Source organism: Parvibaculum sp. (assembly GCF_035325945.1).
Classification (GTDB): Bacteria; Pseudomonadota; Alphaproteobacteria; order Parvibaculales; family Parvibaculaceae; genus Parvibaculum.
Window position 1 is genome coordinate 324,563 of the sequence record NZ_DAOKYX010000001.1, and the last position, 21,119, is coordinate 345,681.

The 21,119-nt window shown below is 65.2% G+C and carries 22 protein-coding genes; 14 read left to right on the plus strand and 8 right to left on the minus strand.

Going from position 1 to position 21,119, the window contains the following annotated elements; all coding sequences use genetic code 11:
• Positions 1–6: 6 nt before the first annotated feature.
• On the minus strand, positions 7–585 hold the full coding sequence (locus PKA57_RS01590; protein ID WP_324297165.1) for a DUF308 domain-containing protein: 579 nt from the start codon (positions 583–585) through the stop codon (positions 7–9).
• Between the two features lie 158 nt (positions 586–743).
• Here PKA57_RS01590 and PKA57_RS01595 point away from each other — a divergent pair, with 158 nt between their 5' ends.
• Both PKA57_RS01595 and PKA57_RS01600 read left to right on the plus strand, forming a co-directional pair.
• A complete protein-coding gene (locus PKA57_RS01595; protein WP_324297166.1) occupies positions 744–1,532 on the plus strand; it encodes an enoyl-CoA hydratase in 789 nt (262 codons plus the stop codon).
• 91 nt (positions 1,533–1,623) lie between these two features.
• The gene (locus PKA57_RS01600) at positions 1,624–2,559 is read left to right on the plus strand and encodes a putative sugar O-methyltransferase (protein WP_324297167.1); all 936 of its coding nucleotides are present in this window, start codon (positions 1,624–1,626) and stop codon (positions 2,557–2,559) included.
• Positions 2,560–2,722: 163 nt separating this feature from the next.
• Here the strand turns inward: PKA57_RS01600 and PKA57_RS01605 are convergent, their stop codons facing one another.
• Both PKA57_RS01605 and PKA57_RS01610 read right to left on the minus strand, forming a co-directional pair.
• Positions 2,723–3,013, minus strand: a complete 291-nt coding sequence (locus PKA57_RS01605; RefSeq protein WP_324297168.1) for a DUF1330 domain-containing protein — start codon at positions 3,011–3,013, stop codon at positions 2,723–2,725.
• Between the two features lie 79 nt (positions 3,014–3,092).
• Positions 3,093–3,689 carry a DUF6101 family protein gene (locus tag PKA57_RS01610; protein WP_324297169.1) on the minus strand — a complete coding sequence of 199 codons (597 nt, stop codon included), beginning with the start codon at positions 3,687–3,689 and terminating at the stop codon, positions 3,093–3,095.
• Positions 3,690–3,890: 201 nt separating this feature from the next.
• On the opposite strand from PKA57_RS01610, the gene PKA57_RS01615 reads away from it, so the two are divergent.
• Entirely contained in the window at positions 3,891–5,417 is a 1,527-nt protein-coding gene (locus tag PKA57_RS01615; protein ID WP_324297170.1) for a UbiD family decarboxylase, read from the plus strand.
• Positions 5,418–5,420: 3 nt separating this feature from the next.
• On the opposite strand, the gene PKA57_RS01620 is transcribed toward PKA57_RS01615, so the two are convergent.
• The 4 genes from PKA57_RS01620 to PKA57_RS01635 form a co-directional block, all read right to left on the minus strand.
• Positions 5,421–6,374, minus strand: a complete 954-nt coding sequence (locus tag PKA57_RS01620; protein WP_324297171.1) for a TerC family protein — start codon at positions 6,372–6,374, stop codon at positions 5,421–5,423.
• 162 nt (positions 6,375–6,536) lie between these two features.
• Positions 6,537–7,169: a YceI family protein gene (locus tag PKA57_RS01625; protein WP_324297172.1), complete on the minus strand. Its 633-nt coding sequence runs from the start codon at positions 7,167–7,169 to the stop codon at positions 6,537–6,539.
• Positions 7,166–7,750: a YceI family protein gene (locus PKA57_RS01630; protein ID WP_324297173.1), complete on the minus strand. Its 585-nt coding sequence runs from the start codon at positions 7,748–7,750 to the stop codon at positions 7,166–7,168. The genes PKA57_RS01625 and PKA57_RS01630 overlap by 4 nt, the downstream gene beginning before the upstream one ends.
• A gap of 6 nt (positions 7,751–7,756) precedes the next feature.
• On the minus strand, positions 7,757–8,362 hold the full coding sequence (locus PKA57_RS01635) for a cytochrome b (protein ID WP_324297174.1): 606 nt from the start codon (positions 8,360–8,362) through the stop codon (positions 7,757–7,759).
• A 308-nt stretch (positions 8,363–8,670) separates the two neighbouring features.
• Between PKA57_RS01635 and PKA57_RS01640 the strand changes: the two genes are divergently transcribed.
• On the plus strand, positions 8,671–10,764 hold the full coding sequence (locus tag PKA57_RS01640; RefSeq protein WP_324297175.1) for a methyl-accepting chemotaxis protein: 2,094 nt from the start codon (positions 8,671–8,673) through the stop codon (positions 10,762–10,764).
• Positions 10,765–10,770: 6 nt separating this feature from the next.
• On the opposite strand, the gene PKA57_RS01645 is transcribed toward PKA57_RS01640, so the two are convergent.
• Positions 10,771–11,301, minus strand: a complete 531-nt coding sequence (locus tag PKA57_RS01645; RefSeq protein ID WP_324297176.1) for a macro domain-containing protein — start codon at positions 11,299–11,301, stop codon at positions 10,771–10,773.
• A 93-nt stretch (positions 11,302–11,394) separates the two neighbouring features.
• Here PKA57_RS01645 and PKA57_RS01650 point away from each other — a divergent pair, with 93 nt between their 5' ends.
• The 10 genes from PKA57_RS01650 (at position 11,395) to PKA57_RS01695 (ending at position 21,102) form a co-directional block, all read left to right on the plus strand.
• Entirely contained in the window at positions 11,395–11,796 is a 402-nt protein-coding gene (locus tag PKA57_RS01650) for an MAPEG family protein (RefSeq protein ID WP_324297177.1), read from the plus strand.
• Positions 11,797–11,950: 154 nt separating this feature from the next.
• Positions 11,951–13,261, plus strand: a complete 1,311-nt coding sequence (locus tag PKA57_RS01655) for a metallopeptidase TldD-related protein (RefSeq protein WP_324297261.1) — start codon at positions 11,951–11,953, stop codon at positions 13,259–13,261.
• Between the two features lie 37 nt (positions 13,262–13,298).
• Positions 13,299–14,063, plus strand: a complete 765-nt coding sequence (locus tag PKA57_RS01660) for a 3'(2'),5'-bisphosphate nucleotidase CysQ (RefSeq protein WP_324297178.1) — start codon at positions 13,299–13,301, stop codon at positions 14,061–14,063.
• Between the two features lie 164 nt (positions 14,064–14,227).
• Entirely contained in the window at positions 14,228–14,479 is a 252-nt protein-coding gene (locus PKA57_RS01665) for a DUF4170 domain-containing protein (protein WP_324297179.1), read from the plus strand.
• On the plus strand, positions 14,476–15,000 hold the full coding sequence (locus PKA57_RS01670; protein ID WP_324297180.1) for a TspO/MBR family protein: 525 nt from the start codon (positions 14,476–14,478) through the stop codon (positions 14,998–15,000). The genes PKA57_RS01665 and PKA57_RS01670 overlap by 4 nt, the downstream gene beginning before the upstream one ends.
• A 179-nt stretch (positions 15,001–15,179) precedes the next feature.
• Positions 15,180–17,057, plus strand: a complete 1,878-nt coding sequence (locus PKA57_RS01675) for an ABC transporter ATP-binding protein (RefSeq protein ID WP_324297181.1) — start codon at positions 15,180–15,182, stop codon at positions 17,055–17,057.
• Between the two features lie 8 nt (positions 17,058–17,065).
• Positions 17,066–17,812: a lysophospholipid acyltransferase family protein gene (locus PKA57_RS01680; RefSeq protein WP_324297182.1), complete on the plus strand. Its 747-nt coding sequence runs from the start codon at positions 17,066–17,068 to the stop codon at positions 17,810–17,812.
• Entirely contained in the window at positions 17,809–19,152 is a 1,344-nt protein-coding gene (locus PKA57_RS01685; protein ID WP_324297183.1) for a 3-deoxy-D-manno-octulosonic acid transferase, read from the plus strand. Before PKA57_RS01680 ends, PKA57_RS01685 begins: the two co-directional genes overlap by 4 nt.
• Positions 19,145–20,179: a tetraacyldisaccharide 4'-kinase gene (gene lpxK, locus PKA57_RS01690; protein WP_324297184.1), complete on the plus strand. Its 1,035-nt coding sequence runs from the start codon at positions 19,145–19,147 to the stop codon at positions 20,177–20,179. Before PKA57_RS01685 ends, lpxK begins: the two co-directional genes overlap by 8 nt.
• A gap of 44 nt (positions 20,180–20,223) precedes the next feature.
• Positions 20,224–21,102: a hypothetical protein gene (locus PKA57_RS01695; RefSeq protein WP_324297185.1), complete on the plus strand. Its 879-nt coding sequence runs from the start codon at positions 20,224–20,226 to the stop codon at positions 21,100–21,102.
• Positions 21,103–21,119 lie beyond the last annotated feature (17 nt).

Below are 21,119 nucleotides of genomic sequence, written 5' to 3' on the forward strand. Positions count from 1 at the left end.
TAAGGTTCACTTTTTCATGCGAAGCGTGTCCTCGATGCCGCCCGCCGCGCTCGACAGCAGCATCAGCGTGGCGCCCGCGACCAGCAGATCGACGCCGAGCAGGATGCCGAGCGCATAGAGCGACGCGCCCGGCAGCAGCCAGAGCAGCACTGCGGCCAGCACAAGGCTTGAAACACCATTCATTATTACGAGCCCCTGCCCCGGCACGCGGCCGATCTGCGCCGCCGAGAGGATGCGGATCACCCCGTCGGCGGCGAGGAAGCCGCCCAGAAGCAGGGTCAGGCTGAGCGCACCCGCAAGCGGATCGACGATGATGAGAAAGCCGACGCCGAGGCTGAGCAAGCCCGCCAGCAGATTGAGAACGATGGCCGGCGCACCCCGCGCACTCAGCGCGTGAAGGATCTCGACGATGCCGGACATGACGAGGATCCAGCCGGCGAAGATGGCCGTGGCCAGCGTGCCGAAGAAGGGAAAGGCAATGGCAAGCACGCCGCCGGCCATCAGGATGCCGCCTGCTATCAGATAGCCGATCCTGTAGCGGCGGATGATGCCCGCAAGGCCCTCGTCGCGGCTTCGATCGCTCATGCCATCCTCCGTCGATCCCGGACGCCCCCAGTCTACATCGCCTGCCGCCCGAAATCGAAGACCGGCCTGTTCAAAATTGCGATTTGCGGATGTGGCGGGGCTCCGGCAGGCTCGGCGCCCGGCAACACAAGGACCTGTAACACCAAGCGGAGTCTCACATGACCGACCATGTTCTCGCCGCCACGGACAAGGGAGTGCAGACGCTCACCCTCAACCGTCCCGACAAGAAGAATGCGCTGACCGCCGCCATGTATGGCGCGCTCGCGGACGGGCTGGAGCGGGCGGAGCGCGATGCCTCGATCCGCGTCACGCTCATCAGGGCCAATGGCGATGCGTTCACGGCCGGAAACGATCTCGCCGATTTCGCCGCCGCCGGAGCGACGCCCGTCGACCGGCAGCCCGACGAGAAGCCGCATGTCACGCGCTTTCTCGAAAATCTCGCCACCGCCGAAAAGCCCCTCATCGCTGCGGTGAACGGACTTGCCGTTGGCGTCGGCGTGACCATGCTCCTCCATTGCGACCTCGTCTATGCGGGCGAGGCGGCAACATTCCAGATGCCCTTCGTCAATCTCGGCCTCGTGCCGGAGGCGGGCTCGACGCTTCTCCTGCCGCGCCTTGTCGGCATGCAGAAGGCAGCCGATCTCTTCCTCACCGGCAAGAAGATCGACGCCGCCAGGGCCGAGGCGCTCGGCCTCATCGCCGAAGTCTTCCCCGATGCCTCGCTTCAGACGGAGGCGCTCGCCCGCGCCGAAGCCCTCGCCGCCAAGGCGCCGAATGCCGTCAGGCTCACCAAGGCGCTTCTCAGGGGCGAGGATCGCGGAGCGGTGCTTGCCCGCCAGAAGAAGGAAGGCGCCGATTTTGCCAATCAGCTCCGCTCGGCCGAAGTGAAGGAAGCGATCAGCGCCTTCTTCGAGAAGCGCGCACCGGATTTCTCTAAACTCGGCTGACACAAGAAATCCGCCCATCCCGATTCGCCACTTGCGCGGCTTTTTCACTTGTGATGCCATCTGTGCTGTCTGACCGGGGGGGAAGACTGACATGGGCAACGGGTGGCTGGGCCGCAAGGGCGATTCCTATACGGATTTCGTTCTGGATGCGGCCGTTGATGAGCGTGTGTTCGCGACGTTTCGACGTCAGCCTGTCTACAGGTCGATCGTCGAAACGTTATCCGCCGAACAGGGGGCGGAGTTCCTTTCAGCAATCGACGATCCGCTGGTGCGAAGGCTCTGCCTCGCATCGGCAGCCGCCGACTGCGTCGGTGGTCCGACGACCTTTCCATACGAGGGGGTGGCGCTGTCGCCGACGACGCTGCGCTACGGAAAGGTTCTCTGCGATCTTCAGCGCTTCTTTCCGAAGTACCCTCGGATGCGGCGCATTGTCGAGATCGGCGTCGGCTATGGTGGGCTCGCACGCCTCGTCTGGGAGCATCATTTGCTCGCAGAAACGATGCTCGAAACCTATGTCGGCATAGATCTCGCGCCAGTCGCCATGCTCGCGCGGCGCTACATGGACCTCTGCACAAGCGGCAACAACGTGATCTTCCTCGCCAGCGAAGACACGGCAGTCGAGGACTGGGATCTCGTCATTAGCAATTATGCCTTCTCGGAACTCGACCGGACGCTCCAGGAGAGTTATCTCGCCCGCGTTCTCGAGAATGCTTCTGCCGGCTATCTCACCATGAACACCGGCCTCTGGTCGGGCACTGCCTTCGGCCATGCCTGCTTCACGGTCGAGGAGCTTCTGGAGCGGCTGCCCAACGCGGTGCTGGCACCTGATCGGCCCGAAAGCGCGACCTCCAACTACATTCTCGCCTTTGGCGATCATGCGCTCGGCGCGGGCACACCGCTTGAGGAGATCCGCGCCGGTTCGCAGCGGCTCATCGCCGAGCGGGAAGCGCGGCGGGCAGAGCGGCGATCGCTCCGCGGCCTCTTCCGGCGCGCCACCTCAGGCATCGCCGCAGTCTTGGCTTCTTGAGAACGGCCGCTCGCGATCATGCTTAGCCGAACGAGGCGGCGCCGGCATGGCCCGGTCGCGCCGAATGCCAGCGGGCATCGAGATCGGCAAGAGGGATCCATCGGCCCGATCCAATCGCCTTCTTCATCGTCATTGCGAGCTGCGCAAGGGCCTAAGGCAGCCGCTACCCCAAACCCTTCGCGAGCAGCACGACGCCCGCCGAGCCCGCCTTGCGGTCGCGGGCGATTTCCTCATAGGCGGGCGATTCCGCCCAGTCGCGGAATGCCGTCTCATCGGGGAAGGACATCAGGATCAGCTTCTCGCGCTCCCACTCGCCTTCGACGACGAGCGGGTTCTCGTCGGCGGCAAGGAGCTTGCCCTTGAAGCGGCTGAATACCTCCATGAACCGCGCCTGATATCGTCCGTAGGCGTCCCTGTCATGGATCGCGATCTGTGCAATGGCATAAACGGTCATGAATTTTCCTTTCGGGAAAATCATGCCGGTGCGGCGGCCAGCGGGCGAGCCGCTATTTGCGCAGGCGGATTTGCGGAACTCAGTAGGCGGGGGGACGCGCCCCGGCGGTCAGGCGCTGCGGCCACAGGCGCGGACGGCCGGTCGCGCCGAATGTCAGCGGGCGGCGGGCGGAAAGCGGGTTTGCGCCCGCATGGGGCTGGGGCGTTTCGATGCGGAGCGCGCCGAGGCGCCGCTCGGCATCGCGCAACCTGCCCTCGCGGTCCTCGACGATAAGCGGCAGACCGAGGACACGCCCCCAGCTCCGCCACCGCGCGGCGACATCTGCGCCATCGAAGGAAGCGTGAAGCACGACCGAACGGCGCGGATCATGAGCATGCAGAAGCTCGACGAGGATCGCGGGCTTCGTGCCCCGCCCGGGCCGGCGCGCCACGCAGAGCGCGACGCCGCGATAGGCGGAAACAGGCTCCGACCAGACGAATGGCCCGAGAATGGGCGAGGAATCGGTCGCCTTCACCGCATCCCGGTAGATCACGGCATAGCGGATGAACCCGAAAGCGCGGGCCCACCATTCGCTTGCAGGGATCGTCACGCGTTGCGGCAGCACGAAAGGGTCGGCGTCGATCTCGCCGCCGTTCCAGCGCCGTCCGGTATGCGGGGTGTGATGAGCCTTCCCCATGGGTGCCCTCTTCAGCCTCTGCGAATGTCCCGAAACGAGGCTAGTGGCCCAAGGTTGGCAACCCATTAACGCGGAGGCGGGAAACTGCGTCCGGCGCCCCTCCCCGGCCCTCCGATCCGTCCGATTTGGCTTGGCCTGCGCTTTCCGGCATTCTCCGGCCCGGAAGCAGGCCCGCTTCGCCAGAAATGCCCCGAGAGACCCATGTCCTATTCCTCCCTCAGAGATTTCCTCGACCGGCTCGAAACGACGGGTGATCTCGCCCGCGTCAAGGCGCCGGTTTCGACCGTGCTTGAAATGACGGAAATCCAGACGCGGCTTCTGGCGGAAAAGGGGCCGGCGGCGCTGTTCGAGCAGGCCGTGATGGCCGACGGGCGCCCCTCGCCCATGCCGGTTCTCGTCAATCTCTTCGGAACGGTCGAGCGTGTGGCGCTCGCCGTCACCATGGACGGTATCGAGCGGCGCTCGGCGAAGGATCTGCGCGAAGTGGGTGAGCTTCTCGCCTTTCTGCGCCAGCCGGAGCCGCCGGGGGGCTTGCGCGAGGCCTTCTCCATGCTGCCGATCCTCAAGACGGTGCTGGCGATGAAGCCGAAGACGCTTTCGGCCGCGCCCTGTCAGGAGGTGGTGCTCAAGGGCTCCGACATCGACCTCGGCGCGCTGCCGATCCAGACCTGCTGGCCGGGCGAGCCCGCGCCGCTCATCACCTGGCCCCTCGTCGTGACCAAGGGGCCCTCGACCTCGCGCGAGGACGACTACAATCTCGGCATCTACCGGATGCAGGTGCTCGGCCGCGACAAGACCATCATGCGCTGGCTCGCGCATCGCGGCGGGGCGCAGCACCATCGCCGCTGGAAGGGCGAGAAATCGGAGCCGCTGCCCGTCGCCGCCGTCATCGGCGCCGATCCGGGCACGATCCTCGCCGCCGTGACGCCCGTTCCCGACACGCTCAGCGAATATCAGTTCGCGGGCCTCCTTCGCGGGCAGAAGGTCGAGCTTGTCGATTGCAAGACCGTGCCGCTCAAGGTTCCCGCCGAAGCGGAAATCGTGCTCGAGGGTCACGTCTCGCTCGACGAATATGCCGATGAAGGTCCTTACGGCGACCATACGGGCTATTACAATTCGGTCGAGAAATTCCCGGTCTTCACCGTTTCGGCGATCACCATGCGCAGGAACCCGATCTATCTCTCGACCTTCACCGGCCGCCCGCCGGACGAACCCTCCGTCCTGGGAGAAGCGCTCAACGAAGTCTTCATTCCGCTGCTCCAGCAGCAATTCCCCGAGATCGTCGATTTCTGGCTGCCACCGGAAGGCTGCTCCTATCGCATCGCCGTCATCTCGATGAAGAAGGCATATCCCGGCCATGCCAAGCGCGTGATGATGGGCGCCTGGTCGTTCCTCCGCCAGTTCATGTACACGAAATGGCTCATCGTCGTGGATGACGACATCGACGCGCGCGACTGGAAGGACGTCATGTGGGCGATCTCGACGCGCATGGACCCCGTGCGCGATGTGACGCTCATCGAGGGCACGCCCATCGACTATCTCGATTTCGCAAGTCCCGAATCCGGCCTCGGCGGCAAGATCGGCCTCGACGCCACGAACAAATGGCCGCCCGAGACGAAGCGCGAATGGGGCCACCAGATCCGCATGGACCAGAACGTCATCGACGAGGTGACGCGCAAATGGAGCTCCCTCGGCCTGCCCGGAACCGGCCGGCCGATCTGGAAATGAGTCTCAGGCCGCTTCCCTGCGCGTCTTCACCATCGAGACGATCACGCCTGCGGCGAGTAGCCCGAAGGTGACGCCGAGCGAGAGCAGCGCCGGCACCTTCTCCACGAATTCGGAATAGAAGATCTTGGCGCCGATGAAGATGAGGACGGCGGCGAGCGCATATTTCAGATAGGCGAAGCGATGGATGATGGCGGCGAGCGCGAAATAGAGCGCGCGCAGGCCGAGGATCGCAAAGATGTTGCTCGTATAGACGATGAAGGGGTCCTGCGTGATCGCGAAGACGGCGGGCACGCTGTCCACGGCGAAAACGATGTCGGCGCCTTCGATGAGTATGAGCGCGAGGAGCAGCGGCGTCGCATGCCAGACGATGCGGCCCGTCTTCGCATCGGGAAGTTTCACCGTGAAATCATGGCCGTGGAGCCGATCCGAAATGCGGATATGGCGGCGCAGGAATTTCACCAGCGGGTGATCCTCGATCTTCTTGTCGTGCTGCTCCTTCGCAAAGAGCATGCGGATGCCGGTGACGACGAGGAATAGGCCGAAGAAATAGAGGATCCAGTGGAACTTCGCGATGAGCGCCGCACCGACGCCGATCATGGCGCCGCGCATCACGATGACGCCCATGATGCCCCAGAAGAGAACGCGGTGCTGATAGATGCGCGGGATCGCGAAGGCGCTGAAGATCAGCGAGATCACGAACACATTGTCGAGTGAAAGGGATTTCTCGACGAAAAAGCCGGTGTAGAAGTCGATGCCGTGCTCGGCGCCGAAAGCCCACCACACGCCCGCGCCGAAAATGCAGGCCATGGCGACGTAGCCGGCTGAAAGCCAGAGGCTTTCGCGCACGCCGATTTCCCTGTCCTCTTTGTGGAGCACGCCGAGATCGAAGGCGAGCAGCGCGACGACGATTGCGCCAAAGGCTCCCCAGGCCCAGAGAGGGGTGCCGAGCAGTTCCATGAAACACCAGACCACGACGCGCCGCGCCAGCGCAGACGATCCTCAAGGTCCGACATCGCGGCAGACGCCTCCACCGCCAGAGGGGCCCGGACCCGCTCATGCGCTTGAAATAAGGGATGGCATGGCCGGATTCAAGAAAATCCCGCCATGTCCCGCCCGGCCTCAGCCCCGCTTTCGAACAAACTCGGCCTGGATGCTCACCTTCACATCGTTGCCGACGGCAGGCCACCAGGCGCCTAACCCCCAGTCGGCACGGTTAAAATGCCCCGTTGCGGAAAAGCCGAGCGTATCCTCGCCAGTCAGCGGATCGGGCGCGGCGCCGTTGAATGTCACGGCGAGCGTCACCGGCCTCGTCCGGCCGTGCATGGTGAGATCCCCCGTCATTTCGCCTGTGTTCTTGCCGGTGCGCTTCAGCGTGGTCGTCTTGAAGCGGATGTCCGGATATTTCGCCGCGTCGAGGAGGTCCTTACCCGTGATCATCCGGTCGAGTTCGGGGACGTTGGTGTCGACGCTCGCCGCCTTGATGGTCACGCTCAGGCGGCTCGTCGCGGGCGCCGAGGGCTTCGCATCGAGCGTGCCCGAGACCTCGTCGAAGCGCGCGACGAAGCGCGAATAGCCGAAATGATCGACATCGAAGAGAAGGCTCGAATGGCGCGGATCGAGCGTGTAGATGCCCGCGGGCGCCTTCACCGGATCGTCGTTCACCTCATGCGTGACAACGCGGAATGCCGAGCAGGACGCGAGCGCCGCGGCGGCGAGCCCGGCGGCGATGACGACGCGCCAGCGCCCGGTCACCCGCCATTCCTCGTGGCGCGAAGGTCGATCTTCACGCGCACATCGGGGCCGGCCACATCGCTGGATGCAAGCTGGCTGCTCGCGCCGACGCCGAAGATCAGCCGCTTGAGCGTCGTCTCGCCGACGACATGCGCCTTCGCGCCATCAATATCGAGGGAGAAGGGAAGGTTCACGGGCTTCATCACCCCACGCAGCGTCAGCGTGCCGTCGGCCACATATTTGTTGCCCCCCTCATGGCGGAACTTCGTCGCCTCGAAAACGGCCTTGGGAAAAGCCTGCACGTCGAACCAGCCTTCCTGCGGCAGATAGGCGTCCTTTTGCGTGTCGCCGGTGAGGCATGACGCCATGTCGATGACGACCTTGACCGAGGAATGTTCGAGATCTGCGGGATCGAAGGCGATCTCGGCATCGAAGGCTTCACAGCGGCCCGTGAACGCCTTGCCGCCGCCTTCCGTGCCATCCCAGGTGATGGTGTCGGGCGTTTTCGCGACCGACCAGCTCGGCACGGCGGCGCGGGCTTCGTTCGCGGCAAGGCTCGTCACCGTCATCACCAGCACAAAGGAGCGCAGGAACTGCATCATGGAATGTCATCCGTCTTTCGTGTCATGGCCGCGAAGAAAGAGAGCGCGGGACGGTAGCATGCGCGTGAGGATCCCGTCCTTCAGCCAGAAGTGGTGCCGAAGCGCCGCACCGGCGTGAAGCGTCACCAGCACCACCGCGCTCCATGCGAGGGTGACGTGAACCGTCGATGCCACCTTCCCGATCGCTTCCTTGTCGGGGTTGGCGGCGATGAAGCCGATATGAGGCAGCTTGATCACGCCATAAAGCATGGTGGGGATACCGAGCGGCGAGGCGGAAACGACGACCCAGCCCACGAGCGGCAGCAGGAGAAGCAGGGCATAGAGCCCCCAATGAGTGAGTTGCGCCGCGCGCCGCTCCCAGCCCGGCATTTCCGCCGGCAGAGGCGGAACGGGGCCTGCAAGCCGCCAGGCGAGGCGCAAGGCGACGAGCGCGAAGATCGTCGCGCCGATCGACTTGTGGAGCTGATAAAGCGGAAATGTGAGCGGATGCGTGAGCGGCAGGTTCGTCATCGCAAGGCCGATCGCCACCATCGCGATGAATAGGAGCGCGACCAGCCAGTGAAACGAAACGGCGATCAGTCCGAAGCGGTTTTCGTCGTTGCGAAGCTGCATGGTTGGCGTCGTCCCCTCGCATGTGTCCGGAAGAATGCGCGATCGGAAAATCTGCGGCAACCTCTCCTTGCCTTCACGCTCCTCACAACTTCGTAAGGTGGTATCCCGGATCAGGCATGGCAACCGTGGAAATTCCGTCCTTTCCGGCCGCCGGCCCTCGTCCCGCTCGCAGCCAATCCTTTACGCTTCCTTTCACCGATCACTCACAATGCTTTACGTCACTTTCAGTGTTCGTTAGCCATTCTGCGTCCCTCGAAACCGGGACCCTGTGTCATGAGGGCTCTCGCATCTTTCTTGTAGGGGACCACATGCACCTGTTCAGCCTGCGCAACATTCTGCTCGCCATCACGGGCATTCTCGGCATCACGGTGATCACACTCGCGGGGGACATGGCGCTGCGCATGCTGCATCAGCGCCAGCTCGCCGATGCCGGGCGGGAAATCAACGAGATCAGCGACCTGCTGCTGAAGAGCGCCGGGGCCTGGGCCGTCGAGCGCGGCGCGACTTCAACCGGCCTCAATGGCGAAAACCCCGCCGACGAGGGGCTGCACACGACGATCGAGGCTCAGCGCCGGACGGCCGATACGAGTTTCAAGGCCGCGATCGAACGGATCAGGAACCATGACGCGGCGACATATGCGCAGTTGATCGGCACGGCCGAACAGAGCTTCGCCAGCGTCGAGGCGCTGCGCCGCAGCGCCGATGGCGATCTTTCCAGACCCAAATCCGCGCGCGACCAAAATCTGGCAAAGGCATTCCCGGCGAACATCACATCGCTGATCGAGAAGGCGCAGGTGCTTCGCCGCAAGCTCGAGCTTGAACTCGACACGGCCGAGGCGCGCATGGCGCATCTCCAGCAGATGAAGGACTCGATCTGGGTGATGAGCGAATTCAGCGGCCGCGAGCGCGCCGCCTTCGGTGCCGCCATCGCGCAGGGACAGCCGCTTTCCGGCGAACAGATGCAGATCCTGTCGCAGTATCGCGGCCGGGTGGAGCTTGCCTGGGAAACGATCCAGATGATCGCCTCCAAGCCTTCGACCCCGCAGGATGTGCGCGCCGCGATCTCCACTGTCTCGACGGTCTTCTTCGACCGCTTCGGCGCCACGCGGAAATCGGTCTATGAGGCGAGCTTCGAAGGCAGCGCCTATCCGGTGAGCGCCGCCGAATGGGTCGTGCAGGCAACCGATGCCATCAACACCATTCTCGCGCTCAGCAACTCGACCGGCGAGAACATCGCAACGCTGACGGAACAATCCGCAAGCGAGGGCCTCCGGTCCTTCGTTCTCGCGCTCGTTCTTCTCTGCGCGGCCGGCGGCGTCATCATCGTTGCCTTCTGGACCGTTCTCGCTCGTGTCACCCGTCCGCTCGGCGCGATGAGCGAGCGCATGACGGCGCTCGCCGCAGGCGACAAGCAGTCGGAAGTTCCGGGCGCGGGCCGCAAGGACGAGATCGGCGCCATGGCGGCGGCGGTCGAGGTCTTCCGCCGCAACGCGCTCGAAATCGAGCGTATGGAGGCCGAGCAGGCGGAACTCGCCCGCCGCACGGAGGAAGAGAAGAAGCGCGCGCTCAACGAGCTTGCCGACTCCTTCCTCGCCAGCGTGGGCGGCGTGGTGGACATGCTTTCCTCGGCCGCCGTCGAGATGGAGGCGACCGCGCAGTCGATGAACCGCACGGCGGAACATACGAGCGAACGCGCATCGAGCGTCGCCACGGCGTCCGAACTCGCCGCCAGCAACGTCAACAGCGTCGCCACCTCGGCCGAGGAACTCAGCTCCTCGATCCAGGAGATCAGCCGCCAGGTTCAGGAATCGACGCGCGTCTGCGGCGATGCGGTGCGGAGCGCCGAGACGACCAATGCCATGGTGCAGGGACTTGCCGAGGCGGCGCGCCGGATCGGCGATGTGGTGAACCTCATCAATGACATTGCGGGCCAGACGAACCTTCTCGCGCTCAACGCCACCATCGAGGCGGCGCGGGCGGGCGAGAGCGGCAAGGGCTTCGCGGTCGTCGCCGCCGAAGTGAAGACACTTGCGAACCAGACGGCGAAGGCGACCGACGAGATCAGCCAGCAGATCGCGGCCATCCAGTCGGCCACGGCCAATTCGGTCGGCGCCATTCAGGACATCGGCAAGACGATCACCTCGATCAACGAGATCTCGTCGGCCATCGCATCGGCCGTGGAGGAACAGGGCGCCGCAACGCAGGAAATCTCGCGCAGCGTTCAGCAGGCATCGCAAGGTACGGCGGAAGTCTCGGACAGCATTTCCAGCGTTACCGAGGCCGCGACCGAAACGGGAACGGCCGCCACGCAGGTGCTTGGCTCGGCGACCGAGCTTACCCGACAGGCCGATCGTCTGCGCAGCGAAGTCGCGGGCTTCGTGGAGCGGGTGCGGGCGGCCTGATGCCGCTCAGCCACCCTGCATAGCTGCGGCAAGTGCCGCTCGAAGGGGCCTCGCGGCCCCTTCGTCATATGCGACGAGGATGACGCGCTTCGGCCAGTCATGCGCGGCGAGATGGTCATGCACGGCGCCGACGGCGATGCGGGCGGCGTCAGCCGGCGGATAGCCGAATATGCCGGTCGAGATCGCGGGGAAGGCGACGCTTTCGAAATGCCGCTGGGCGGCGATTTCGAGCGCGCTGCGGTAGCAGGAGGCGAGAAGCGCCGCCTCTCCCCGTCCGCCGCCATGCCAGACCGGGCCTACGCAATGCAGGATCCAGTTCGCCTTGAGCCCGTGCCCCTGCGTCAACCGGCACTCGCCCGTGGGACAGCCGCCGAGCGCCCGGCATTCGCCCACAAGCTCCGGCCCCGCCGCGCGGAAAATCGCGCCGCAGACACCGCCGCCCGGCGCCAGCGCCTCATTGGCCGCATTGGCGATTGCGGTGACATCGAGCCTGGTGATGTCTCCGACATGAAGTTCGATACCTGGAACCCGTGTCATAATTACCTCGCCGTGCTAGCGTTTGCCGCACAGAAAACGAATCACGCCCGGGCCCTACCGAACGCCCAAGCGCGATCATCCCCGGAGGGCCTCATGCTGAACTATTCACTTGAGATCGTCGGCGTCTATGTCGGTCTCAACCTGCTGATCAATCTGTTCCTTGCCTATCGCGTCTCGGCGAACCGGGTGCGGAGCAATGTGATGACGGGCACGGGCGAGGACGAAAGGCTCTACAACGCCAATCGCGCCCACATCGTCAATGTGGAGTATACGCCGATCGGCCTCATCGGCCTCGTCGCGCTGCATCTGCTTTCATCCTCGATCTACATCATTCACATCGCCGGCATCTGCCTGACCGTCGGCCGCATTCTGCATGCGATCGGGCTCAGCCAGGCCGCACGCATCTCGACGCCGCCGCGCCTCATCGGCACCGTGCTCACCTGGCTCGGCCAGCTCGTCGCGGGCATCGCCTGCCTCTATTACGCGGTGATGTAAGCCACCCGCCTGCCTTTTCCGAACGGGCTCCGATCTGTATAAGGGTCGGAGCCCTTTTCATTCGGGCCTTTCCATCCAGCAGAGTACCGAAATGGCCAGAACCGGGACCAAGCCGCCTTCCGAAATCGCAGGCAGCGTCGTCGATGCCGCCGCCATGCTGGTCGAGCGAGCGCTGCAGGCGGGCGCGGACGCCGCCGAAGCCATCGTCTTCGAGGGCCAGTCGCTCGGCGTTTCCTGGCGGCTCGGCAAGCTCGAGGATGTCGAGCGCTCGGAAGGGCGCGATGTCGGGCTGCGCGTCTTCATCGGAAGCCGGCAGGCCGTCGTCTCGACAACCGATCTTTCCGAACGCTCGCTAGGCCCGCTCGTCGAGCGTGTCGTCGCCATGGCGCGGGTCGCGCCGGAAGACCCTTACGCCGGGCTCGCCGATCCCGATCTGCTCGCAAGCTCATGGCCCGACCTCGAAATCGACGATCCCTCGTCCGCGCCGACAGCCGAGGCGCTCGCAGCCAGCGCGGCCGAAGCCGAGGAAGCGGCGCTTGCCGTGAAGGGTGTCACCAATTCCGGCGGCGCGGGCGCGCAATGGGGCCGCTCCGGCATGGCGCTCGTCACCAGCGGCGGCTTTTCGGGCGCCTATTCGGGCACGTCCTTCTCCGTCTCCTGCTCGGTGCTCGCGGGCGAAGGCACGCGAATGGAACGCGACTACGACTATTCGTCGGCGCGCCACCTCGCCGACCTCGATGCGCCCGCCCGGATCGGCCGCTCGGCGGGCGAGCGCGCCGTCCGGCGGCTCGATCCGCGCAAGGTCAGGTCGCAGGCGGTTCCCATCGTGTACGATCCGCGCGTCTCGGCGGGGCTCGTCGGCCATTTCGCGGGCGCCATATCGGGCGCGGCCATCACGCGCAAGACGAGCTTCCTCCAGCACGCCATGGGCAAGCCGGTCTTTGCGCCCGGCATCGAGATCGTGGACGATCCGCATCGCAAGCGCGGCCTGCGCTCCAAGCCCTTCGATGGCGAGGGGGTGCGGAACCGCGCCATGAAGCTCATCGAGAACGGCACGCTCACGACCTGGCTTCTCGACACGGCATCGGCCCGCCAGCTCGGCCTCAGATCGACGGGGCACGCGGCGCGGGGCGCGGGCGGACCGCCCTCGCCCTCGACAACCAATCTCTACATGGCGCCGGGCAAGCTCTCGCCCGAAGCGCTGATCGCCGACATCCAGCAAGGGCTCTACGTCACCGAACTCATCGGCATGGGCGTCAATGGCGTCACCGGCGATTACAGTCGCGGCGCCTCGGGCTTCTGGATCGAGAACGGCAAGATCGGTTTCCCGGTGAGCGAGATCACCGTTGCGGGCAACCTCAAGGAAATGTTCCTGCACATGACGCCCGCGAACGATCTCGTCTTCCGCTATGCGACCAACGCGCCCACCATCCGCGTCGAGGGAATGACCGTTGCAGGCATGTGAGGTTTCGTCTCCGTCACGCGAAGAAGATCGCGCCGCCATGCTGGCCGCGGTGCGCGAGGCAGGCATCCTGGCGCTCGGCTTCTACCGGACCGACCTCAAGAAATGGATCAAGGGCGGCGACAGCATCGTCACCGAGGCCGACATCGCGGTCAACGAACTGCTTCAGAAGAAGCTTGCCGTCGAGCGCCCCGACTATGGCTGGCTCTCCGAGGAAACGGAGGACGACCATCTCCGCCTCACCCGTTCGCGCGTCTGGGTCGTCGATCCGATCGACGGCACACGCGCCTTTGCCAAGGGCAAGCCGCATTTCGTCATTTCGGTGGCGCTGGTCGAGAACGGGGCGCCAGTGCTCGGCGCGCTTTTCAATCCGGCAACGGATGAATTTTTCGAGGCCAGCGCGGGCGGCGGCGCGCGGCTGAACGGGGCGTCCATTCACGTCACCGACCGGGCGTCGATCGCGGGCTGCCGCATGGCATCGCACCTCACGCTCTTCCGTCACCCGGCCTGGAAGGAACCCTGGCCCGAAATGGAGATGATCGAACGCAATTCGGTCGCCTACCGGATCGCGCTCGTCGCCTGCGGTGCGGCCGATGCGGCGATGGCGCTCTCGGCCAAGAACGACTGGGATCTCGCCGCCGCCGATCTCATCGTCCGCGAGGCGGGCGGGCGGATGACCAGCCATGACGGAAGGCCGCTCGTCTATAATCGCGAATTGCCCCGGCACAGAAGCCTGATCGCCGCGGGCCCCCGGCTCCACGAGGCGCTCTCTGCCCGCGTCGGAGGGCTGACGCTTCCATCCTGAGATGGCGTCCCGCAAGCGCCCACACGGGCATGCGTCGGGCGGTTCGCATGGCGGAAAATTTCTCCGTTTCACCCCACCAGAGCGGTTCATTCGTCGTTTCGTCGACCGGTGAAACCGTCTAGACTCCGCGCACCGAACCCGATGTTCCTGCGAGGCAACTACCCGTGCCCCGGCAACTCCTGCATCTCGTTTTCGGCGGCGAGCTCGAAGATCTCGAACGAACGGATTTCCGGGATACGAGCAAGCTCGACATCGTCGGAATCTTTCCCGACTATGCGAGCGCCTATGGCGCGTGGAAGACCGCCTCGCAGCGCAGCGTCGACAACGCCCATATGCGCTACTTCATCGTGCATCTGCACCGCCTGCTGAACCCCGGAGCGGAAGGGCCCGGAGCAGAACAGAAAGAGTCCGAATGACCCGCACCGCCCCCGGCACGGAGCCCCAGACGAGGACGCCCGGCGTCGCCATCTCCATCCTTCTCCTCTTCGGATTTCTCGCCTTCGTTTTCATCTTCGCGGCCATATCGGGCAAGATAACCGCCGCCAATCTCGGGGGCTGGTATGCCGGCCTTGCAAAGCCGGCCCTGACGCCCGCCGACTGGGTCTTTCCCGTCGTCTGGAATTTTCTCTACCTGCTCATAGCGATCTCGGGCTGGCTCGTCTGGCGGACGGCGGGAGGCTTCACGGCGGCGGGGCCCGCCATGGCGCTCTTTGCCGCGCAGATGATGTTCAATTTCGCCTGGAGCGTCCTCTTCTTCGGCCTGCACAGCCTCGGAGCCGCCGTCATCGAGGTCCTGTTTCTGGTGCTGGCGATCACGGCCACCATCGTCGCCTTCTGGCGGATCAGCGCGCTCGCCGCGGCATTATTGCTGCCCTATCTTGCCTGGACGCTCTTTGCCACCTATCTCACGGCTGCCGTCTGGCTTCTCAACCGCTGATGGCCGGTCACGGCCAGCGTGAAAAAAGCCAATCATCTCCGGCGTTTACCAATATCGCGGCATGGCCGCAGCGGTGGCGGGTCCCCCGGCTTCATGTTATGTTTCCGGGCAGCGGGGCCGATTTCGGGACAATTGTTTTCCGATGAGCGCGCCCCGCATCCCATATGACGAGGCCGCATTTGAGTGAGACAACCGCACCGGAAGGGCAAACCGGCGAGGACTTGGCGCAGCGCCGAACGCCTGCGGGCGATCCGGCGGACCAGTTGCGGACGGCGGACGTTCTCAGGCGGACGACGCGAGAGTATCTCTTGCCCAACTGGCGCCTTGTCGCGCTGGCGCTGGGCGCGAGCGCCATCGTCGCGGCGACGACCGGCGTCCTGCCCTATCTCATCAAGCAGGTCTTCGATGCCGTGCTCGATCAGAAGGACCTGCGCATGCTGGTGCTGATCGCGGTCGGCACGATCGCGGTTTCGGCCTTCAAGGGGCTTGCGTCCTATACGGCCAACGTCACCAAGAACGAGATCGGCCAGCGCATCATCTCCTCGATCCAGACGCGCATGTTCACGCGCATCATGCGGGCCGACCTTGCCTGGATCTCGGGCACGCATACGGGACGGTTCATCTCGAGCTTCATGACCGATGCGACCCGCGTGCGCGACACGGTGACGATGTCCGTCATCGACTTCACGCAGAACCTGCTGACCGTCATCGCGCTGATGAGCAGCATGTTCTTCATGAACTGGAAGCTCGCGCTTCTCGGCACATCGGTCATTCCCTTCGGCATCCTCTACATGCGCAAGCTCGGCCGCAAGACGCGCAAGGCGACGCGCAAGGGGCTCGCGGGAACGAGCGACCTGTCGGCGAACATCGCCGAGGCGCTTGGTGGCATCCGCGTCGTCAAGGCCTATGGGCAGGAAGAACGCGAGATCGCGCGGGTGACGCAGACGATCCGGAATGTCCTCCACCACATGATGGCGGGCTTCCGCGCCAAGGCGAAGGCGAGCCCGCTGACGGAATCGCTCTCCGGCGTCGGTATTGCGGGCGTGATCTATTTCGGCGGTCTTGCCGTCATCGACGCGCATCTGACGAAGGGCGAACTCATGGCCTTCATCTCCGCCATGATGCTCGCCTATCAGCCGCTCAAGGCCGTCGCCAACACACAGACGGTCATGCAGGAAGGCGTGGCGGCAGCGGCGCGCGTCTTCCCCATTCTCGACATCGAGCCCTCCATCATCGCCAACCCGGACGCGAAGCCGCTTCATGTCGTCGACGGCGCGATCCGCTTCGAGGATGTGAGCTTCGTCTATGGCGACGGAACGCCCGCGCTCAAGAACATCAGCATCGAGGTGCCGAAGGGGCACACGGTCGCGCTGGTGGGCCCGTCGGGCGGCGGCAAGAGCACGACGCTCAACCTCGTGCCGCGCTTCTACGATCCGACGAACGGCCGCGTCACCATAGACGGGCAGGACATTCGCGACGTCACCATCGACTCTCTCAGGCAGGCAAGCTCGCTCGTCACCCAGGAGCCCTTCCTTTTCGACGACACCATCCGCGCGAACATCGCCTATGGGCGCCCGGATGCGACCGACGCCGAGATCGAGGAAGCGGCGCGCAATGCGGCCGCGCATGATTTCATCGTGGCGCTGCCCAGAGGCTATGACACGCGGGTCGGCGAGGCGGGCTTCCGGCTCTCCGGCGGCCAGCGCCAGCGCATCGCCATTGCCCGCGCCATGCTCAAGAACGCGCCGATCCTGCTTCTCGACGAGGCCACTTCCGCGCTCGACACTGCTTCCGAGCTTCAGGTGCAATCGGCGCTTCGCGCATTGATGAAGGGCCGCACGACGCTCGTCATCGCCCATCGCCTTTCCACCATCAAGCATGCCGATGCGATCTATGTCATCGATGGCGGCCGCGTCGTCGAACAGGGAACGCACGCCTCGCTCGTCGCGCAGGGCGGGCTCTATGCCGAGCTTTCCAGATCGCAATTCGAGCAGGACGAGCCCGATGAGGAAGCGGCGGATGAAAGCGCCGCGCAGATTGCCATTGCCGGAGAATGAGCAGCGACATGTCGTTGGGTAAGCGCATACTGAAGAGTGAAACGGTTCAGACGACGATCGCCTTCGTCGCCGCCATGCTCATCAAGCTCGTGCGCCGCACCAGCCGCTTCGAGGTCCGCCGCGGCGACATCGCCGCGCGCTTCTGGACGGGCGACGAACCCTTCATCGGCGCGACGTGGCACGGGCAGAACCTGATCCTGCCGACCTTCTGGCACAACTGGCGCGAGATGCGCATTCTCGTCTCCCGCCACGGCGACGGCGAGATCGTCTCGAAGATCATGCATTTTCTGGGCGTCGGCACGATCCGCGGCTCGGGCGTGCCGAAGGGTGAGGAGCGGCGCGAGAAGTTCAAGGGCAAGGGAGGCGCGGGCGCATTGAGAGCGATGGTCCGCGCGCTCGGCGAAAACATTTCCGTCGGCATGACCGCCGATCTCCCGCCCGGACCGGCGCGGCGCGCGGGCGACGGGATCGTCATGCTGGCGCGGCTTTCAGGCTGCCCCATCGTGCCCGTTGCGGCAACGACACGCGCCCGCGTGCAGCTCAACAACTGGGACAAGTTCACGATCAATCTGCCCTTCTCCAAGGGCGCGCTGGTCTGGGGCGAACCCATCTATGTCGCGCGCGATGCCGATCCCGAAACGCTCGAAGATGCGCGCCGCCGCGTCGAGGAAGGGCTCAATGCCGTCACGGCCGAGGCCGATCAGATCGTCGGCCGCGCGCCGCGAAGAGCGGCCAACGGAGCGGCAGTGCATTGACGACCCCGGCGCCGCGCAGTTCCTCCCGCCACGGCTCGTTCGGACTCGCCGCATACAGGCTGGCGACGCGCGCCGTGCGCCCTGTCATCCCGCTCCTTCTTGCGGCGCGCATGCGGCGCGGCAAGGAGGATGCGCAACGCCTCGCGGAACGCTGCGGCATCGCCTCGCGCGAGCGGCCGCATGGCAAGCTCGTCTGGATTCATGCGGCGAGCGTCGGCGAATCCCTTTCCGTGCTGCCGCTCATCGAAAAACTGACCACGGCGCGTGACGATCTTCATGTGCTGCTGACCACCGGCACGGTCACATCCGCCCGCCTCATGGCCGAGCGCCTGCCCGAAGAGGTGCTGCACCAGTTCGCGGTTCTCGATCACCCGGAATACACGGCCCGTTTCCTCGATTACTGGAAGCCCGATCTCGCGGTCTGGGTCGAGTCCGAATTCTGGCCCAATCTCATTGTCGCCACGCATGAACGCCACATTCCGCTCGCGCTCATCAATGCGCGCATCACGGAAAAATCCTTTCGGGGCTGGCAGCGCTTTCCGGCCATGATCGCCGATCTCCTTAGCCGCTTCTCCCTCGTCCTCGCGCAGGATGCCGCAAGCGCCCGCAGGCTCATGACACTCGGCGCGGCAGAAGTCGGCACGCCCGGCAATCTGAAGCACGATGCCACGCCGCTCACCGCCGACGAGACGGAGCTTCAGCGTCTGCGCGCCGCCATCGGCAACCGCCCGCTCTGGCTCGCCTCGAACACGCATGACGGCGAGGAAGCGATTGCCGCCGAAATCCATGAGCGTCTTTCTCGCGCGCGGCCCGACCTTCTCACCCTCATCGTGCCGCGTCACCCGGCGCGTGGCGGCGCAATTGCGGCGATGCTGAAAAAGCGCGGGCTCACTGTCGCGCGCCGCGCCGAAGGCGATGCGATCACGGCAGCAACCCATGTCTACATCGCCGACACGCTGGGCGAGCTGGGGCTTTTCTATCGCCTCGCCAGGATCGCCTTCATCGGCGGAACCATGGTCGACATTGGCGGACACAATCCCTTCGAGGCGGCGAGGCTCCATTGCGCGCTCATTGCCGGGCCGGTGAGCTTCAATTTCGAGGAAGCCTATTCGGCCTTCGAGCAGGCTGACGCGATGATCCGCATCGCCGATGCGCCCATGCTTGCCAGCGCCGTGGAAAGGTTGCTCACAGATGAGGAGGAATGCGAGCGCCGCGCCGCAGCGGCCGAGCGCATCGCGGCCCGATCCAATGGCGCGGTCGAGCGGACGGCGGAGGCGCTGCTTTCGCTTCTTCCGCCGCAGGAACCCGCACGGAGCGGAGGCGCCTTCGCCCATGCATGAACCGCGCTTCTGGCGGCAGGCGCCTGCCGGCACCCTTCCGATACTGCCGCGCCTCCTTGCGCCTGCGGCCTATGTCTACGGGCTTGCCGGGCGCATGCGCCGCCAGTTCACCCGCGCCGAACGCGCGGGCGCGCCCGTCATCTGCATCGGCAATATCTCGGCGGGCGGCACCGGAAAGACGCCGGTCGCGCTCGCGCTCGCGACCCATTTCATCGCGAAGGGCGAAGCTGTCCACTTTCTGACGCGCGGCTATGGCGGGCGCGAGAAGGGGCCGCACCGCGTCGATCCGTCAACGGACGATGCCGCGCGGGTGGGTGACGAGCCCCTCCTCCTTGCGGCGGTTGCGCCCACATGGGTTTCCTCCGACCGCGTTCAGGGCGCCGCCGCCGCCGTGGAAGCGGGCGCGAAGCTCATCATCATGGATGACGGGTTCCAGAACCCGGCGCTCGAAAAGGATTTCTCGATCCTCATCGTCGATGCGGCGACCGGCCTCGGCAATGGCAGGCTCATTCCGGCCGGTCCTTTGCGCGAGCGAATGGGCGACGCGCTCTCGCGCGCCAATGCGGTCATCAAGATCGGGCGCGGCCATGCCGCGGACGGTCTTGCCGCGCGCGCACGCGCTCATGCCATTCCGGTTTTCAAGGCCATCTTGCGCCCCGCGCCGGCGCCCGAACTCGACGGCTTGCCGGTCATCGCCTTTGCCGGCATCGGGCGCCCGGAGAAATTTTTCGCGACGCTGCGCGAACTACATGCCGAGATCGTGGCGAGCGAAAGCCATGCCGACCATCACATGTATAGCGAGCGGGAGGCGACCGCCCTGCTGCAACGCGCACGCGACCTCAAGGCCGCCCTCGTCACCACGGAGAAGGATCGCGTCCGGCTGCTCGGCGCGCCGGAAGGCAGCGCAAGGGCCCAGCTCCGCGATGCGGTGAAAACCGTTACCATCGGTGCGCTGATCGATGACTTCCAGACCCTCGAAGCGCTGCTCGCCGAACAAATCAGGATCGCACGGCGGCGGACTGCCTGATATAAGCTGGCGAACGCATAGAAAAGACCGGTGCCGAAACTGGCATGAACAAGAACATACAATACCGCCTCGAAGCGGTGGCGCTGCGGGTGATGCTCGCCTTCTGCCGTATCCTCGGTCTCGATCGCTCATCCGCGCTCGGCGGATGGCTCGGGCACACGCTGGGGCCAAGGCTCGGCATCTCGCGGCGTGCCAGAGGCAATATCGCGCGCGCCATGCCGGAGCTTTCGCCCGAGGCGATCGATCGCATCGTCGCCGGCATGTGGGACAATCTCGGACGGACGGCCTTTGAATATGCGCATCTCGACAAGTTCAGCCGGCCCGAGGAAAGCGCGCGGATGGAGATCATCGGCGCCGAACCGCTGCTCGAACTGGCCAGGGCCGGTCAGGGCGCGCTCGTCGTTTCCGGCCATTTCGGCAATTGGGAGCTGATGCCGCTCGCCATGCGGCTCAAGGGCCTCGATGGAAGCGGGGTCTATCGCGCCGCGAACAATCCCTACGTCAACGAGTGGATGGTCGCCATGCGGCGCGAGCTGATCGTGCCGGAGCAGATCGCCAAGGGCCCGAAGGGTACGAGGCAACTCATCAAGGCTGTGCGCGAACATCGCTTCATCGGCATGCTCATCGACCAGAAGCTCAATGATGGCATCGAGGCACGGCTGTTCGGCCTTCCCGCCATGACGACGCCCTCGCCCGCGGGCCTCGCCGTGCGCTATGGCACGCCGATCTTTCCCGCCATCATAGAGCGCGTGCATGGCGCCAATTTCCGCCTCACCGTCTTCGACCGGATCGAGGTGAAGCAGGACGCCGAGATGAATTCGGAGATCGTGCGGATCACGCAGGCGCTCAATGATTTTCTGGAGGCCCGCATCCGCGAAAAGCCGGAAAACTGGTTCTGGCTGCATAATCGCTGGACGAACTGAGGCCGCGCCCGGGCGGA

What these genes read in the sequence shown, in the direction of transcription:
- PKA57_RS01590 (WP_324297165.1), bottom strand. Translation starts at nt 585, where the DNA reads ATGAGCGATCGAAGCCGCGACGAGGGCCTTGCGGGCATCATCCGCCGC.
- PKA57_RS01595 (WP_324297166.1), top strand. Translation starts at nt 744, where the DNA reads ATGACCGACCATGTTCTCGCCGCCACGGACAAGGGAGTGCAGACGCTC.
- PKA57_RS01600 (WP_324297167.1), top strand. Translation starts at nt 1,624, where the DNA reads ATGGGCAACGGGTGGCTGGGCCGCAAGGGCGATTCCTATACGGATTTC.
- PKA57_RS01605 (WP_324297168.1), bottom strand. Translation starts at nt 3,013, where the DNA reads ATGACCGTTTATGCCATTGCACAGATCGCGATCCATGACAGGGACGCC.
- PKA57_RS01610 (WP_324297169.1), bottom strand. Translation starts at nt 3,689, where the DNA reads ATGGGGAAGGCTCATCACACCCCGCATACCGGACGGCGCTGGAACGGC.
- PKA57_RS01615 (WP_324297170.1), top strand. Translation starts at nt 3,891, where the DNA reads ATGTCCTATTCCTCCCTCAGAGATTTCCTCGACCGGCTCGAAACGACG.
- PKA57_RS01620 (WP_324297171.1), bottom strand. Translation starts at nt 6,374, where the DNA reads ATGGAACTGCTCGGCACCCCTCTCTGGGCCTGGGGAGCCTTTGGCGCA.
- PKA57_RS01630 (WP_324297173.1), bottom strand. Translation starts at nt 7,750, where the DNA reads ATGATGCAGTTCCTGCGCTCCTTTGTGCTGGTGATGACGGTGACGAGC.
- PKA57_RS01635 (WP_324297174.1), bottom strand. Translation starts at nt 8,362, where the DNA reads ATGCAGCTTCGCAACGACGAAAACCGCTTCGGACTGATCGCCGTTTCG.
- PKA57_RS01640 (WP_324297175.1), top strand. Translation starts at nt 8,671, where the DNA reads ATGCACCTGTTCAGCCTGCGCAACATTCTGCTCGCCATCACGGGCATT.
- PKA57_RS01645 (WP_324297176.1), bottom strand. Translation starts at nt 11,301, where the DNA reads ATGACACGGGTTCCAGGTATCGAACTTCATGTCGGAGACATCACCAGG.
- PKA57_RS01650 (WP_324297177.1), top strand. Translation starts at nt 11,395, where the DNA reads ATGCTGAACTATTCACTTGAGATCGTCGGCGTCTATGTCGGTCTCAAC.
- PKA57_RS01655 (WP_324297261.1), top strand. Translation starts at nt 11,951, where the DNA reads ATGCTGGTCGAGCGAGCGCTGCAGGCGGGCGCGGACGCCGCCGAAGCC.
- PKA57_RS01660 (WP_324297178.1), top strand. Translation starts at nt 13,299, where the DNA reads ATGCTGGCCGCGGTGCGCGAGGCAGGCATCCTGGCGCTCGGCTTCTAC.
- PKA57_RS01670 (WP_324297180.1), top strand. Translation starts at nt 14,476, where the DNA reads ATGACCCGCACCGCCCCCGGCACGGAGCCCCAGACGAGGACGCCCGGC.
- PKA57_RS01680 (WP_324297182.1), top strand. Translation starts at nt 17,066, where the DNA reads ATGTCGTTGGGTAAGCGCATACTGAAGAGTGAAACGGTTCAGACGACG.
- lpxK (WP_324297184.1), top strand. Translation starts at nt 19,145, where the DNA reads ATGCATGAACCGCGCTTCTGGCGGCAGGCGCCTGCCGGCACCCTTCCG.
- PKA57_RS01695 (WP_324297185.1), top strand. Translation starts at nt 20,224, where the DNA reads ATGAACAAGAACATACAATACCGCCTCGAAGCGGTGGCGCTGCGGGTG.